Consider the following 15571-nt stretch of genomic DNA (forward strand, 5'->3'; position numbering starts at 1 on the left):
AAGTAGTAGTGTTACAGCTACCTTCATATCTTACAAAATAAGTGGTGTTAGTAGTTGGAGAAACATTAATACTGCTTCCAGTTCCAACAAGAGTCCCGCCACACGAACCAGAGTACCATCTTGCAGTAGCTCCCGTACCAGCCGAACCACCATTTAAAGTTAAGGTAGTAGACCCGCCATTGCAAATAGTTGTTGTGCCTGTAATGTTAGTAGGAGCAACAGAGATTCCATTAACAGTAACGCTTATTGGATAAGTTGTACTAGTGCAGGAAGGAGAGTAAGTAATCACAGTTAAATTTCCATTATATGTGCCAGTTGCAATACTATATGGGACGTTAATAGTAATTGAACCTGAAGTGCCACTCAAGCTATTAGTTTGATCGCTAAAGCCCGCAGCATTTGCAGCAGCATTAAAATCGATACTCCATTGTGCTGGATTTCCAGTTGTAGCAGTATAGGGGAGTGATGCAGTTGTAGTTGTTTGACAAACCGTAGGGTTTGTACCTAGTGTTATAGTCAATGCAGGATTAACTGTTACCGAAAAAGCAGAAGAATAAACAGAGCTGCAATTGCCGCTTCCTACTAAAGCTCTGTATTCCCAAGTACCCGCAGTTGAGGGGGATTCAGAATAAGTTGTTGTCGTGTTTGCAATGTTGGTCCAAGTACCGCTATTCAATCTTTTTTCCCAGCGTACAATATTACCTACATATCCTCCTCCTAATGTCATAGTGCCTGTTGAGCTATTTAAGCATATAGGAGTTGTACCGTTATAAACACCTCCTCCAACAGGGGTGGCATCAACGGTAACTGTTTTAACAGCTGAATAAGTTAATGCGCAAGAACCACTTTGGATGATAGCTCTATATTGCCAAATTCCTGAAGAGTATGGTGTTTCAGAGTAGGTTGTGCTGCCACCATTACCTACATTAGACCATCCTGCTCCATTTAGTTGTCTTTCCCAATTTACAATTGTACCAGTATGCCCTGACAAAGTCATAGTTCCAGTTCCAGTTCCTTGACAGATAGAAGTAGAAGGTCCTCCTGAAATGCTTCCGCCAACACTTGTAGGGCTAACGGTTACTGTAACGGTATTAGAATTAACGGATGTACAACTGCCACTTGTTACAACTGCACGATAATATCGGGTTGCAGTCAATGATCCCATTTGAGCGCTGCTCAAAGTTGAAGATGTGGCTCCAGATATATCAGTAAATGAACTGCTGTTTGTTGAAACCTGCCACTGAATTGTTCCCGTATAACCTGATAAAGTAATGTTAGAGGGAGAGGTGCCACTACAAATAGATTGATTTGAGGACGCTGTTCCCCCTACACTAGTTGGGCTTACTGTTACTGTTACAGCTTTTCTAGGAGTAGTATAGCCACTATAAACTGCTTCAACATAATAAGTGGTTGAAGTACTTATGTACGGGGAGTAAGTATCTGTTCCTGAATTTGTTGTTCTAAATGCCGATCCTCCTGATGAAGTTGTATACCACTTAATTGTTGCACCAGTGGTAGGTGATGCCGTTGCACTAAAAGTATAGTTGCCTGCCCCACAGGCGGTCCCTGAGGTTGGAGTTGCATTTAATATATAATATCCACCATTAGTCATTATCTCGGCAAAAGTAGGTGTTGAATTTCCGCCTCCTGCACATACAGCTACTTCCACTGTGCCAATAAATAAAGAATTATTATTACTACAATCTCCAATTAAGCCTCCCGTAGTAACTTGGACGGGAGTACTTGCAGGTAGTTTTATGTCAGATTTTTTGTTAAAATCTATTGAGCCTAAAGAAGATGTGACAATTAATGATGTTGTATTAATTACATGACTTGTGTCATCTTGTAATACTAATTGACCACTAATAGTAAATTGACCAAAAGAATTTGGAATTGTTGCAAGATTTAACGTTATGATATGTGTTGATTGAATCAAGACCGCTCCAGTTCCAGTATTCTGTCCAGGATAGCCCTGACCTGAGGTAGGAGTTACCCATGAAGTACCATTGTACCGTTGCCAACTTGAAAGCGTTGTCCAGTTGCCATTTCCAGCGCTTCGATAATCTCCAGAGTTTTGTGAAAATGCAAGAATACTTATAAATAATAAAACAATTACAAAAATATTTTTGGAAAAGGTAGGTTTCATAAAAGGGCTTTGATTTCGTGGTTAACCAATTTTTTTTTACACTGCAAAAGTACGGTTTCTTTAGTATTAACGAATTAAAGACGATAACGGTTTTTTTTTAACGATTAAATACATAATTTAACTGTTTTAGTGCTTTTTTTAAATCCAAATTGGTATAGATGCGGTTGATTTTTAACTTTTTATATGGAATGTGTAAGGAGTTAAAAATTGAGTTTGAAGGTTATGGTCTTTTATAGCTTGATAAGCCTAGTTTTGTTTGTGATACAAATGGTTAATAAGGGTAAGTTGGATTTATAATGTTATTTGTTCGGACTGTTTTTTTGTTTAAAGCAGATTATATCCATGGAGATAGAAAAAGGAATTTAAATTTTTATCCGATAAATTGAAAGTGAAGTAATAGAGTGAACCGTCTATCTTAATGCTTTTGTAATTGTAGATATAGCTGCGTTTGAAAATTATACCTAGAGCATAATTTTCGATTAAGAAAGTGTTTTTATATGTCCGTTGGAGAGCTTGTTATAGAATAAGTTTTTTGCAATGACTTATGCCATTATTGCAGGTCACTTTAGCTAAAACAATTTTTTGTGAAATAGGTGTGACGTTAATTTCAGTTTTATTTTTTTGTATGTTTCTTTGTTGAAGGAGTATTTTTCCAGAAACATCAAACAATGTTACTTCTTGAATGAAATCAATAGGGGATTGAACTAAAATTTGATTATTAGTACAGGATATAATAAGGTCATCTATAGGTTTTTCTTCGTTTAATGGGTCAGGTGTTGTGGTTGTTTTGTAACGAATAACAAAGCGATTATCAAAAGTTCCTTTGCTGGTGGTAAAGGTATAAGGCGCATTTTTTAAATTGTGAATAGTTTGAGTCCATTTGTCTTCTAAGTAAATATTTTTAGCGCTTAACAAACCATCTGTTTTGTCAATAGATATAGTAAAAGTATCTTGGATACTAGAACGATAACCTAATGAAATAGTGTCGTTTTCTACAAAAGGTAAGGCTCTGCCTTGTATTGTTAGTTTGGTTGTGTCAAGTAAGGTGTAAAAATCAATGAAACTGTTTCCATCGTAACTTACACCGTCATACCCTCTGTCATAATCATTGCTCGCCCCAGTAAGGTATCCAATAAGGGTTTGTTTAAAGGCACCTTCAGCATTGGTAAGATTGAGCCATATTCTATTTTTTTCCTTAGGGATCGTTTGAGGTTTATTAGTTTTAATTGAGGATTTGAAGAACTGCGAATTATCAAATGCTGATCCATTAGTATCTACTCGCATACTATTCGTAAAGTAGGCATTTCCAGTAGTATAGCCTGTTGCCATAAAACCTTGTCCCGCAGCTATTTTACCATTAGGAGTTACTTCTCCAGTTTCAGCAGGCAATGAGGTGCTTGTACTTCCTGTGAGGTTGTAAGTAGCATAATCATCAGAGGTATAAGCAAATTTTCCGCTACCAGCTGATTCGTTAGTAATATTTGTAGCCAATTGAATAGCGGTATTGTGAGTCCAAAAATATAAAGTTCCTTCAAGGATTGATTGATTTGCAAGTATAAAAGCATCGGCATCAATGGCAGATGGATATGGGTTTCCTATAAGATTGGAGGCATTGGCACCAACAATTCCTGTGCTGATAATGCCGTTATGAGGTTTTTCAAAAAAAGAGGCGTTTACTGTAACAGTACCACTGTTAAAACCCGTGCCTTCTCCTCGAACAATATATCCTTGACCAGCCGTCATGATTGTTGAAGAATTTCCTTTGTTCCAAGAATTTCCTGCGGCGTTAAACATATAATAGAGAGTGCCTGTTTTTATACCACCCAATGTGAAATTTTCTACCGGAGATGACCAATAAATATAATCTGTTTTTAAAACAGGAATTGTACTTCTTATGTAAGTAATACTGCCTGTATTTGTAGCAGCATCATTGATTTGGATTAAATTAGCGGTGTTTTCAAAAGTGAGTGTGCCAATTACTTTTATTTCGTTGGCTATTTTCATGGTTCTACCTGAACGTATTGTGACATTTGCACCACCTGAAACAATACAGGAGCAACCTATAATGTTAACATTAGGATCTATTGCAGGGGGATAATCACCTGAAAAAACGAGTTTGTCATTTAGCGAAGTTGGAATACCAAAACTCCACGAAGTTCCATTCCAAGTGTTAGTTCTTGAAGCATGAATAGTTATGGATGTACTTGGATTTGAAGTGCAGTTTGCACTGTTAGCTGCAAAATTATAGCTGCCTTCACTCAGGCCTGAAATAACCATTGTAGTGCCTGTTATGGCATAGGTATTCGCTACAGTGCCTGTTTGATAAATAGTGCCTGTTGCTGGCAAATTAGTTAGGGTTATACTGCCTGTGTTGTTAATGCAATTGGGTTGTTCGACTGATTCAATGGTTGGTGTTGCAGGTGCAAGACAACTATAAGTGATTCTAATTTGTCCTTTGCCGCCATTGCCTCCTTTAGCATCTAATAAGAGGTTTTTTCCAGCACCACCACCGCCACCACCAGGTGTATTGCCAGAATTTCCGTCTTTGGAAATTTCTAATGCTAAAACTTGACCACTTCCTCCATTTCCTCCACTTCCACCATTTCCACCGTTTCCACCATCTCCTCCCATGAAGTAGAGTAATTCTAAACCTCCAATGTTTAGGATAGAAATCTTGCCATCATTGCCCTTTTGTCCATTTGTGGTTGTGCCTGTTCCTCCATTTCCTCCGTTACCAGTGGGAGATAACCAAGTAGCCCTTTTGCCTCCATTTCCACCATTCGCCGTAATGGTGCTAAAAGTGGTAGTTCCTCCATTTCCACCATCATTATAACCGCCTATGCCACCATCTCCTATTGTATAATTAATTGTAGCCCCTGGTGTTACCGAAATGACACCGGTAGAGTAGCCACCACCACCGCCACCGCCCGCTGCTTTTTCTACTAAAAGACCTGTTACACCACCTCCTGCACCACCACCTCCCCAACATTCTACTGTAATTGAAGTAATGCCGCTAGGTACAGTAAAAGCTCCTGAACTTGTAAAAGTTTGTGTTTGTGTCTGACTGTATGTAAAAATACACCACAGTAATAATCCGCAAATAAATGTAGTTTTATACATAAAAGAGTAGGTTAATATGAAAATAGAGACTTTGGGATGTCAAATTTCATCAAATTACACTAACTGTAAATATAAGATTTTTATTAGAATAATTTCTTGATAGTAAACAAAATATTACAGAAAAATAACATGAAAAACATCTATGTCCTTTTGTTTGTCTATCAATATGTTGGCATTCTTTGTGTTTTAAGAACAAATCTTAGTAGTTTTACTTTATGAAAGACTTTTACACCATCAAAGAAGCGCTCCGTAAAATCGAACAGTATTGCGCTTATCAAGACCGTTGTCACGAAGAGGTGATGGCTAAATTGCGTGAAATGAAAATGGATACTAATGAGATAGAACAAATTATAGCGCAATTAATCGCTGATAATTTCCTAAATGAAGAGCGTTTTGCACGCAGTTTTGCCAGAGGAAAACACCGCATCAAACATTGGGGTAAAAACCGTATTGTCAACGAATTAAAACTCCGTAAAATCAATCAAACACTTATTAATCTGGCTTTAAACGAAATCAGTCCTGAAGAATACGAAGAAAATTTTAACACTTTTACATTCAAACATTGGAATTCCCTAACCGAAACCAATCAAATGAAAAAAAGGAAGAAATTTTGCGATTATTTTTTAAGAAGAGGATTCGAAAGTTTTTTGATATACGATAGGATGAAGGAGTTGGAGAATTTGTAACCGCAAAGGATTCAAAGTTTTTTACCGCTAAGACGCTAAGTCACTAAGAATTGTTTCAGCCTAAACGGTATAAATCCTTTTTTATCCGCGTCCCATTAATTTAACCGCAAAGTTCACAAAGTTTTTCGCATAGTGCGCAAGGTTTTTTACCATAAACAGACACAAAGAAGACACGGAGGTTCAAAAAGTTTTTTACCGCTAAGACGCTAAGTCACTAAGAATTGTTTCAACCTAAACGGTATAAATCCTTTTTTATCCGCGTCGCATTAATTTAACCGCAAAGTTCACAAAGTTTTTCGCATAGTGCGCAAGGTTTTTTACCATAAACAGACACAAAGAAGACACGGAGGTTCACAAAGTTTTTTACCGCTAAGACGCTAAGTCACTAAGAATTGTTTCAACCTAAACGGTATAAATCAGTTTTATCCGTGTTTTGGCTTTAGCCGATCCGTAACATCCGCGGCCTAATTACCCACAAAGCAATTCAAAGATTTTAAAAATTTCTATAATCAGTGTTCCAGAAAAAATTAAATAGTCAATAAAACACTCACTGCATTTCCACCAAAACCAACGGCATTTACCAGTACTTTACGAATCGATTTACCTGTATTTTGTGGTTTAGCAAAAGGAACTTTAATGAATTTATTGTGTTGCATCATCATAATCGCTAACTCTATGCTTAGCATGCCTGAACTGCCAAAAGTATGGCCTATTTTCCATTTATTTGAGGTCAATAAGGGAAGGTTAGAACCAAAAATTTTTTCAATGGCACGGAATTCAGTACTATCTCCTTTGATAGTTCCAGGAGCGTGCATAACAATCGCATCTACCGAAGCCAAATCGATATCTTTGAGTGCCATCGTCATCGATTTTTGGAAACAAACCGCTTCCGCTGAAATCGAAATATTGTGTTCCAAAATTTCAGTTGCGTACCCAATGCCTTCTACATACGCCAAAGCGTTTTCTTTTTCACCCAATTCTAAACAACAAACAGATGCGCCTTCACCCAAAATCATGGTATTTCTTGTTTTATCTAAATCCAAAGCACGATTCGGATATTCATCCTCAAGTTGCGAATAGATTTTCAAAGCTCGCATTTGTCCAATAGTGAAATCCGTTAGAGGAGCTTCGCTACCGCCCACTAAAAACTGTTCTGCCATTCCTGAACGCAACCAAGCCACACCATTGAGCAATGAATGTAAAGCCGTGGAGCAGGTAATGGAATGAGAAATTTCAGGACCCGACGTTTGTAAATCATGTGCTACCCAAGAGGAAATGTTGCCTAATGTTGTAGTAGGTGAAGCGAGGGTTTGTGCTTTTCCATTTTCTAAGTATTCTTTGTAATGCTTTTCAAATAAGTCGGTAGCACCACGTGAAGAACCTATATTTATTCCAAAAGACGAACCTTTTTTCCAGCCTGCTTGCGCTATTGCTTCTCGTGAAGCTGCCATGGCTAGCAAAACACTTTTGTCTAACGATTTGTATTTTAAATCAGATTGCCGTAATTCTTCCAACAACAGTTCGTCTTCAGCAGAAAGGGCGCCAACAATAGTTTCTTGATGGTCTAAAAACTGTTTCGAAAAACAAGCTGTAGTATGGAGGTAGTTATTCCAAATCAACTCAGGTTCAGAGCCCAAAGGAGAAACAGACGCAAGGGCAGTAATCGCTATTTTTTGTGACAAAATATTTTTGTTTTATGAGTAATAATAATTTTAAAAAGACTAACCATGTGGATAAAAAAATAACCGCAAAGTTCACAAATTGATTTTTTATATTTCTTCAATTTATCAAATACGTGTTCCTTAAAATCAACCGCAAAGTTCACTAAGTTTTTTGTAAAGAAGGTGAAGTTTTTTCAAAGTTCTCAAAAGAGATTTCTTCAATTTTTAAAATCAGTGTTCCTCCAGAATTTTAAACAATTTCCAGTACATTTTCAATCACTTGATACACTTTATCGAGTTGTTCATCAGTCATCACATACGGTGGCAAAACATACACGATATTCCCCACGGGTCGCAATATAACACCATTTTTGATAAAAAAATCATACAATAGCGTACGCATCGAACCATAGTAGGTTTCTTGTATGGCTGATTTGATTTCGAGTGCCAAAATTACCCCTAAAACTCGAGTTGTTTTTATTTTAGGATGTGATTTTATTTTGGATTCAAAATCCAAATGGCGTTTATTGATTCGCTTCAAATTTGCTTGCATTTCTGCTGATTGCAACAATTCTAAACTCGCTAAGGCAGCTGCACAACCCGTTGGGTTTGCTGTAAAGGTATGACCATGAAACAAGGCTTTATTAGTGTCATCATCATAAAAACCATCAAAAATTTCTTGAGTAAAAGTGGTAATCGCCATTGGGATAGCACCTCCTGTTAGTGCTTTCGAAATACACATCATGTCTGGCATTTCAGTCAGATAATCACAGGCAAAATTTTTACCAGTTTTACCAAACCCCGTCATGACTTCATCTGCAATGGTAAATACCTTGTGTTTTTTACAAAGTGCGATTAATTGATTTAAAATTTCGGGGGCATACATCACCATTCCTGCTGCACCTTGCACCAAAGGTTCAAAAATAAAAGCAGCACATTCATCAGTAGTAACTAATTCGGTTAAGGCCTTCAGTGACGCTTCTTCATTTCCTTTTGTAGGAACAGGAATTCGCACTACTTCAATCAACGAATCCTTAAACGCTTCAGTAAAAAAGGAAATTCCACTCGCGGCCATAGCACCAAAGGTATCCCCATGAAAGGCATCTTCAAAGGCGATGATTTTAGTTTTCTTGATGCCTTGATTAAAAAAATATTGCATACTCACCTTAATCGCAATCTCCACTGATGTCGAACCATTGTCGGAATAAAATATTTTATTTTGATTGTCAGGCAGAATCGCCATCAATTTTTCCGAAAGCACCACTGCAGGTTCATGCGTAAAACCACCAAAAAGAACATGCTCAATCGTTGTCAGTTGTTTGTAAATAGCATTGGCAATAACAGGATTAGCGTGTCCATAAGGATTTACCCACCACGAGGCAATTGCGTCAAGGTATTCTTTCCCATTTTCATCCCATAACAAAGCACCCTCGCCTTTGACAATTGCAATGGGGATTGGAGCGGTTTTGTGTTGCGTATAAGGATGCCAATTGTGTTTTTGATTTCGTATTGCTAGGGTCATGATGGTATTTTTGAGTCACAAAGATACGCAGTCACATAAAAAAGACTTAAATTTTTAACAATTATTCCTGTCCAATGAATGATTTGGGCGTGCCACCACTAGGCTAAGGGGCTTACTGTAGTTTGCGTTGATACAGCCCCTTAGCCTAGTGCTGTCGGGCTTTCCACGCTACTTTGGTAGCCAGTTTCAATCCCTCACGCGGGGCAACTGCTTGAAATTAAAGATTTGTCAGTTCGACGGTGATTTTTTGTGCTAAAAAAAGCAATGTGAAATAACCTTACACGCTTGTTGAAGCTCTTTTTTGTCATAAGGCCAACCGTAATACAGGGAAGGCTTGCGATAGAAAACTTCACGAAGTGACAATAGTTTAAGGCAAATTACTATTTATAATTTTAATAAAACCTCCCTAAAACATTCAGCATATTCTTTAATCACATTCGCATCAAAATAAGGTTCTTGTTCTATGCGACCTATAAAGCGAACCCCCGTTTTGTTTAAAATAATCGATTCGGTAGCGGCATTTTCATCACCGCTAAAAACAATTCCAGCAATCTCAATTTTTCTATTTTGCAAAGCTTCAATTGTCAATAAGGTATGATTGATGCTGCCTAGATAATGCCGAGAAACTACTACAGCTTTATAATCGGGCTGAATCAAATCAACAACCATATCGGTATCATTCAACGGAACAAAAATACCTCCTGCACCTTCAATTACGAGGTGTTCATTAGTAATTTTGGGTTCTTTGATTTCATTCAAATCAATCCTAATTTGGTCTAATGCTGCTGCCAAATGGGGGCTTGCCGGAGTATGTAAGGCATAACTATTAGGGTGAAAAACGGATTTTGCATTCGATACGTAAGCACGAACTTTATGTGTATCCGAATTTTCTAAATCGCCCGCTTGTACGGGTTTCCAATAATCCGCTTCTAAAGCTTCCGTAATGATGGCCGCGGCAATTGTTTTGCCTACGTCAGTAGATATTCCTGTTATAAATAGTTTCATTTATTTAAATTCATTTTTGCATTTAGTGCATTGGTATTTTTGTTTAACATAAAAGGACATACTTCCCAAAAAAAACGAAACAATAAAAGAAAGCATAGATTTGGTATCTTTTATTGAAGAAATTAAAATTGCCTTTTTTGCACCGCATTTTGGACATTTTACCAAGTTGTTACTATCATCCAAAGAAAAATTACTTATTTCAGTTAGAATTTGTTTTGCCGTATTGAAGTCTTCTTTTTTGACAAATAATTTTACTCCCCCAATAGCATGACTGTACAATGGATTGGAATCTACAGTGTTGCTGTCTCTTATGAAAACATCAATACCTTCGGATTCTAATTTTCCTTTGAAAATTAATGCCTCAGAAGAGTATAAATAACTATTGAGTAATAAAAATCTATTTTTCATAAATTAAAATACAAACGTACTCAACAAATATAATAATTTCGAAATCTCTTCTTCAGTATTATAGCTGTGCAGGCAAAATCGCAAACGTTCTTGACCACTTGGTACCGTCGGGGAAAGAATGGGTTTTACATCATATCCTTTTTCTTGTATTTGAGTCGCTAAGGCTTTTACTTTTTCGTTCCCAGGAATAATAGCACATTGAATGGCAGAATTTGAGCGGACAAATAAGGGGTGTAGTCCTAAAAGCTTTTTATGTTGATTGAAATACGAGATGTTTTTTCTTAATTTATTTAATTCTGCAGATTGTTTTTTTAAATGTTGGTAGGCTGTTTTTATGGTTGCGATAGCATGAGGGCTAAGTCCAGTAGTGTAAATCAAACTTCGTGAAAAGTTTACGAGATACCGTTGTAATTCTGGACAACCTAAAATAGCGGCACCGTGACATCCCAATCCTTTCCCGAAAGTCATAATTCGTGCAAATACTTGATCTTGCAAACCTAATGATTGCACTAATCCTTCCCCATAATCCCCATATACGCCTAAGGCATGAGCTTCGTCAATAACGAGATAACAATTGTATTTAGTTGCAAGTTGTACGAGCTCTTCAAGATTAGGACAGTCGCCGTCCATAGAAAATACGCTTTCTGTAGCGATATAAATACTAGGGTTGGTAGTGTTGAATTTGAGTATGAGTCGCTCTAAATCCTCAAAGTCATTATGGTTGTATTTGTAAGCTTTGGCGTTTGATAATTGTATTCCGTCTCTGATAGAGGCATGGCATAATTCATCGTATAAAATAAAATCATTCTTTTGAGGAACACAGCTAAAGAAACCAAGATTAGCATCATAACCTGAGTTAAAGAGCAGTGCGGTTTGAGCTTGATGAAAAGTGGCTATTTCTTGTTCTGTAATAGTGTAAACACAATGGTTTCCAGATAACAATCGCGAACCCGTAGCGCCATTTTGTGTTAAATTAGAGGCGACAAGATAGTGATGTGTTTCGTTGAAAATAGCGGTAGACCTTGAAAAACCTATATAGTCATTTGAAGAGAAATCAATTCGAGAGTTGGCTGTGCCTAATTGGCGCAAAGCATTGGAATGAATTCTCTTTTCTAATTTAGACAAAATGGAAGGTGGGATTGTTTTCATGTTTCAAAAGTAAAAAAAAAGACTGTCTTTTGGAGACAGTCTTTTGATTTGGTATTTGAAAAAAAATTATTTTTTCTTTCCTTTTGCAGTAGCTCCTTTTGCAGCTTTTGCAGCTTCTTGAGCCGCTTTCCTGACTTCCGCACATTTTTATTTTTCAGCAAAAAACATATTATAACATGTTATCCATCAATTGGTTAGCGTTATTCTTGTTTTGATTTTGGGTGTCCCAGAGTAAAAAGTCCTATTTTCGTATATGTTTATACGTAAAAAAAGAAATAAAAGCGGAGTCGTCAGTATTCAAATTATAGACAAGAGTTCTGGGAAGTACAAACTTTTTAAAACCATTGGTAGTAGTAGTGACCCCGAAGAAATTGAAAAGTTGCTTGTTAAAGCAAATAATTTATTAAAAGAGCACAATGGCACTTTGGAATTAGATTTTACTGATTCCAATACTATTATTCATTCTTTATTGAACAATATTATCTCTCATAAGTTAGTGGGAATTAATTTGGTATTGGGCAAAATTTTTGATGAAATTGGGTTTAATCAGATTACGGATAAACTTTTTAAAGACCTTGTTTTATATCGGTTAATCTACCCCAAGAGTAAACTTAAAACAACAGAATAACTTTATCGATATGAGCAGAAAAATTACTCTGAGGACGATATTTATCGTTATTTAGATAAATTACATGACACACAAAAGCTAAAAATTCAGCAAATTAGTTATGAGCACACAAAAGCTGTTTTAGGTGAAGAAATCCAGATAGTTTTTTATGACGTAACAACAGTTTATTTTGAGGTAGATAATGAAGATGCATTACGCAAAACGGGGTTTTCTAAAGAAGGGAAACATCAAAATCCACAAATAGTTTTAGGATTATTGGTAAGCAAAAATGGTTATCCGTTAGCTTATGATATTTTTGAAGGGAATAAATTTGAAGGTCATACAATGCTTCCGATAGTTGATTCTTTTAAAACAAAATACAATTTAAAACAACTTGTTATTGTGGCTGATTCAGGCTTGTTATCCAGTCAAAATATAGATGAACTCCAGGCTAAAAAGTATGAATTCATTTTAGGGGCACGGATAAAAAATGAAAGTAGGGTCATTAAAGAAGAAATACTATCGTTGCGTCTGAAAGATAAAGAAAGTCAAATTATAAAAAAGGACAATTTAAAGCTTATCATTACTTATTCTGATGATAGAGCAAAAAAAGACAAATACAACCGAGAAAAAGGACTTAAAAAGCTAGAAAAGCAAATAAAAACTGGTAAGCTTACCAAATCCAGCATCAACAACAGGGGATATAATAAATATTTAAAATTGGAAGGAGAGCTACGTGTTGTTATTGACAAAGATAAATTTAATCAAGATTCGAAATGGGATGGATTAAAAGGATACCTGACCAATTCTAGATTAACAAAAGATGAAATTTTAGAGAATTACAGTCATCTATGGCAAATCGAAAAGGCTTTTAGAATAGCCAAAACAGATTTAAAAATAAGACCTATTTTTCACAGAAAGCAAAAACGAATCGAAGCTCATATTTGCTTAACATTTGTAGCTTATAAAATATACAAAGAACTGGATCGTCAACTCAAGTGTATGAAATCTGACTTCTCACCAGAGAAAGTAATTGAAATACTGCAAAGTATTTACCAAATTGAAATTATAAATCCAATAAACAACCAGTCGATAAAACAAACTATTTTACTAACAGATGAACACCGGAAATTACAAAAATTATTCAATTTTTAATTTTGGGTGTCCCAGTGCGAAAGTCAGGAGTAAAAAAAAAGACTGTCTTTTGGAGACAGTCTTTTGATTTGGTATTTGAAAAAAAATTATTTTTTCTTTCCTTTTGCAGTAGCTCCTTTTGCAGCTTTTGCAGCTTCTTGAGCCGCTTTCATTGCCGCACGAGAAATCTTCACTTGACAGATAACAGTATTGTCTGGGTGTAAGATTTTGAAATTCTCAGAAGGTACTTGAGTAACATATAATTTATTACCCATGTTAAGAGGTGTGATGTCAGCAACCACATAATCAGGAAGATTTTTTGGTAATGCTTTTACTTTCAATTTACGGTTGTTCAAACGTAAATCTCCACCTGCCATAACTCCTTTAGAGTTACCAACGATTTTTACAGGTACTTCAATAGCGATTTCTTTATCGTCATAAAGTTGGAAGAAATCAATGTGTAAAATTTTGTCAGACACTGGGTGAACCTGAATGTCTTGTAAAATAGCATTGAATGATTTTCCGTTACCCAATTCGATCACAACAGTGTGTGCGTTTGGAGTGTAAACCAACGATTTGAATGCTTTTTCTTCTGCCGAAAAGTGCACTGGTTGATCTCCTCCGTATAATACGCAAGGAACCTCTCCAGCATTACGTAAGGCTTTTGTAGCAACTTTGCCCACGCTTTCTCTTTCTGATCCTTTAATTGTAATCGACTTCATTTTAATATATATAATTGTTAATAATTCATTTTAAGGTTAGGGGTTAAAACCACTAACGAGGAATGTTACATCAAAAACTTTCCACTAATTGAGTTGTTGTGTTGTACCATGTGCATTACTTCTGCAAATAATGGCGCGCAACTTACCACTCTTATTTTTTTAGATTCTTTTTTCAACGGAATAGAATCTGTAACAATCAATTCACTCAATTGCGAATTTTCTATTTTTTCGTAAGCCCCACCAGATAAAATTGGGTGTGTACAGATAGCACGCACACTAAGGGCTCCTTTTTCTATCATCAAATCAGCAGCTTTGGCCAATGTGCCTCCTGTATCAATCATGTCGTCAACAAGGATTACGTTTTTGCCTTTTACCTCACCAATAAGCTCCATAGTTTCGATTACATTGGCTGCTTTTCGTTGTTTGTAACAGATAACTACCTCAGAGTTTAAGAATTTAGAATAAGCATAAGCTCTTTTAGAACCACCCATATCAGGAGAAGCAATCATTAGATTGTCTAATTGTAAACTTTCGATATAAGGAAGGAAAATAGTTGAAGCAAAAAGATGATCTACTGGTTTTTCAAAGAATCCTTGAATTTGGTCTGCGTGCAAGTCCATCGTCATGATGCGAGTTGCTCCTGCTGCTTCTAGCATTTTAGCAATTAATTTTGCTCCAATGGGAACTCTTGGTTTGTCTTTTCTATCTTGTCTAGCCCAACCAAAGTATGGGATAACAGCAGTAATGTGTCTAGCTGATGCACGTTTAGCGGCATCAATCATTAATAACAATTCCATTAAATTGTCTGCTGATGGGAACGTGGAGCAAACTAAAAATACGCGCAATCCTCTAATAGATTCTTCAAATGAAGGCTGAAATTCACCATCACTATAAGTTGACATGGTCATCTTTCCTAGTGGGATGCCGTACTTGGCAGCAATTTTCTCTGCTAGATAGACACTTTGTGAACAAGCAAATATTTTAGCTTCTGCTTCTGTGTGTGACATTTAATCTGTTGTTTTATAATTAGTTAGTGTCTCTTGTTTTAACGAGGTGCAAATTTAGGAAAAAATATCAACTCTGAAAGGGAAATTTTTAGTTTTTTTATTAGAATGTTTTGATTTTTTTTATACATTTGCACCGTGTTAAAGAAATAGGAATTGCAAGATTGCTATTTATTGCGTTAAAGAATGACTTTTTTAGTCTGCTACGCCCGGATGGCGGAATTGGTAGACGCGCTGGTCTCAAACACCTGTGGGAAACCGTGCCGGTTCGACTCCGGCTCCGGGTACTTAAAAAACCTCTTAATCAATTGATTGAGAGGTTTTTTTGTTTTTAAGTCAATTTGCTGAAAACTAATTGGTGCCAATAAAAAAAACAGTAACAAGTGAACGACTTATTACTGTTTTTT

The 15571-nt window shown here is 36.3% G+C and carries 10 protein-coding genes, 1 tRNA gene and 2 pseudogenes; 4 read left to right on the forward strand and 9 right to left on the reverse strand.

Annotated elements, in window-relative coordinates:
- Positions 1 to 2146 (reverse strand): annotated as a pseudogene (locus K5R64_RS13670) (hypothetical protein); the annotation flags it as partial.
- 516 nt (positions 2147 to 2662) lie between these two features.
- Complete coding sequence (locus tag K5R64_RS13675) at positions 2663 to 5266, reverse strand: T9SS sorting signal type C domain-containing protein (RefSeq protein WP_220764219.1); 2604 nt, start codon at positions 5264 to 5266, stop codon at positions 2663 to 2665.
- 215 nt (positions 5267 to 5481) lie between these two features.
- Between K5R64_RS13675 and K5R64_RS13680 the strand changes: the two genes are divergently transcribed.
- A complete protein-coding gene (locus K5R64_RS13680; RefSeq protein WP_220764221.1) occupies positions 5482 to 5952 on the forward strand; it encodes a regulatory protein RecX in 471 nt (156 codons plus the stop codon).
- A gap of 527 nt (positions 5953 to 6479) precedes the next feature.
- Here K5R64_RS13680 and K5R64_RS13685 read toward each other — a convergent pair.
- The 5 genes from K5R64_RS13685 to K5R64_RS13705 form a co-directional block, all read right to left on the reverse strand.
- On the reverse strand, positions 6480 to 7634 hold the full coding sequence (locus tag K5R64_RS13685) for a beta-ketoacyl synthase N-terminal-like domain-containing protein (RefSeq protein WP_220764223.1): 1155 nt from the start codon (positions 7632 to 7634) through the stop codon (positions 6480 to 6482).
- A 229-nt stretch (positions 7635 to 7863) separates the two neighbouring features.
- Positions 7864 to 9135, reverse strand: a complete 1272-nt coding sequence (gene bioA / locus K5R64_RS13690) for an adenosylmethionine--8-amino-7-oxononanoate transaminase (RefSeq protein WP_220764225.1) — start codon at positions 9133 to 9135, stop codon at positions 7864 to 7866.
- A gap of 384 nt (positions 9136 to 9519) precedes the next feature.
- Complete coding sequence (bioD, locus tag K5R64_RS13695; protein ID WP_220764227.1) at positions 9520 to 10140, reverse strand: dethiobiotin synthase; 621 nt, start codon at positions 10138 to 10140, stop codon at positions 9520 to 9522.
- A complete protein-coding gene (locus K5R64_RS13700) occupies positions 10141 to 10548 on the reverse strand; it encodes a DUF2007 domain-containing protein (protein WP_220764228.1) in 408 nt (135 codons plus the stop codon). It lies immediately after the preceding gene.
- 3 nt (positions 10549 to 10551) lie between these two features.
- Entirely contained in the window at positions 10552 to 11697 is a 1146-nt protein-coding gene (locus K5R64_RS13705) for an 8-amino-7-oxononanoate synthase (RefSeq protein ID WP_220764229.1), read from the reverse strand.
- A 253-nt stretch (positions 11698 to 11950) separates the two neighbouring features.
- Here K5R64_RS13705 and K5R64_RS13710 point away from each other — a divergent pair, with 253 nt between their 5' ends.
- Entirely contained in the window at positions 11951 to 12325 is a 375-nt protein-coding gene (locus K5R64_RS13710) for a hypothetical protein (RefSeq protein ID WP_220764230.1), read from the forward strand.
- Positions 12326 to 12349: 24 nt separating this feature from the next.
- Positions 12350 to 13459: pseudogene (locus tag K5R64_RS13715) on the forward strand (IS1634 family transposase); the annotation flags it as partial.
- A gap of 86 nt (positions 13460 to 13545) precedes the next feature.
- On the opposite strand, the gene K5R64_RS13720 reads toward K5R64_RS13715, so the two are convergent.
- Both K5R64_RS13720 and K5R64_RS13725 read right to left on the reverse strand, forming a co-directional pair.
- Positions 13546 to 14160, reverse strand: coding sequence for a 50S ribosomal protein L25/general stress protein Ctc (locus tag K5R64_RS13720; protein WP_220764231.1), 615 nt, complete (start codon positions 14158 to 14160; stop codon positions 13546 to 13548).
- A 65-nt stretch (positions 14161 to 14225) separates the two neighbouring features.
- Entirely contained in the window at positions 14226 to 15167 is a 942-nt protein-coding gene (locus K5R64_RS13725; protein WP_220764232.1) for a ribose-phosphate pyrophosphokinase, read from the reverse strand.
- Positions 15168 to 15371: 204 nt separating this feature from the next.
- Between K5R64_RS13725 and K5R64_RS13730 the strand changes: the two genes are divergently transcribed.
- Positions 15372 to 15451 (forward strand) — tRNA-Leu (locus K5R64_RS13730).
- Positions 15452 to 15571 lie beyond the last annotated feature (120 nt).

The sequence above is a fragment of the Flavobacterium sp. UMI-01 genome, from assembly GCF_019656315.1.
GTDB lineage: Bacteria > Bacteroidota > Bacteroidia > Flavobacteriales > Flavobacteriaceae > Flavobacterium.

Coding starts and splice junctions, on each gene's coding strand:
- bioD (WP_220764227.1), bottom strand. CDS start 10,140: ATGAAACTATTTATAACAGGAATATCTACTGACGTAGGCAAAACAATT.
- K5R64_RS13700 (WP_220764228.1), bottom strand. CDS start 10,548: ATGAAAAATAGATTTTTATTACTCAATAGTTATTTATACTCTTCTGAG.
- K5R64_RS13725 (WP_220764232.1), bottom strand. CDS start 15,167: ATGTCACACACAGAAGCAGAAGCTAAAATATTTGCTTGTTCACAAAGT.
- K5R64_RS13720 (WP_220764231.1), bottom strand. CDS start 14,160: ATGAAGTCGATTACAATTAAAGGATCAGAAAGAGAAAGCGTGGGCAAA.
- K5R64_RS13705 (WP_220764229.1), bottom strand. CDS start 11,697: ATGAAAACAATCCCACCTTCCATTTTGTCTAAATTAGAAAAGAGAATT.
- K5R64_RS13710 (WP_220764230.1), top strand. CDS start 11,951: ATGTTTATACGTAAAAAAAGAAATAAAAGCGGAGTCGTCAGTATTCAA.
- K5R64_RS13680 (WP_220764221.1), top strand. CDS start 5,482: ATGAAAGACTTTTACACCATCAAAGAAGCGCTCCGTAAAATCGAACAG.
- bioA (WP_220764225.1), bottom strand. CDS start 9,135: ATGACCCTAGCAATACGAAATCAAAAACACAATTGGCATCCTTATACG.
- K5R64_RS13675 (WP_220764219.1), bottom strand. CDS start 5,266: ATGTATAAAACTACATTTATTTGCGGATTATTACTGTGGTGTATTTTT.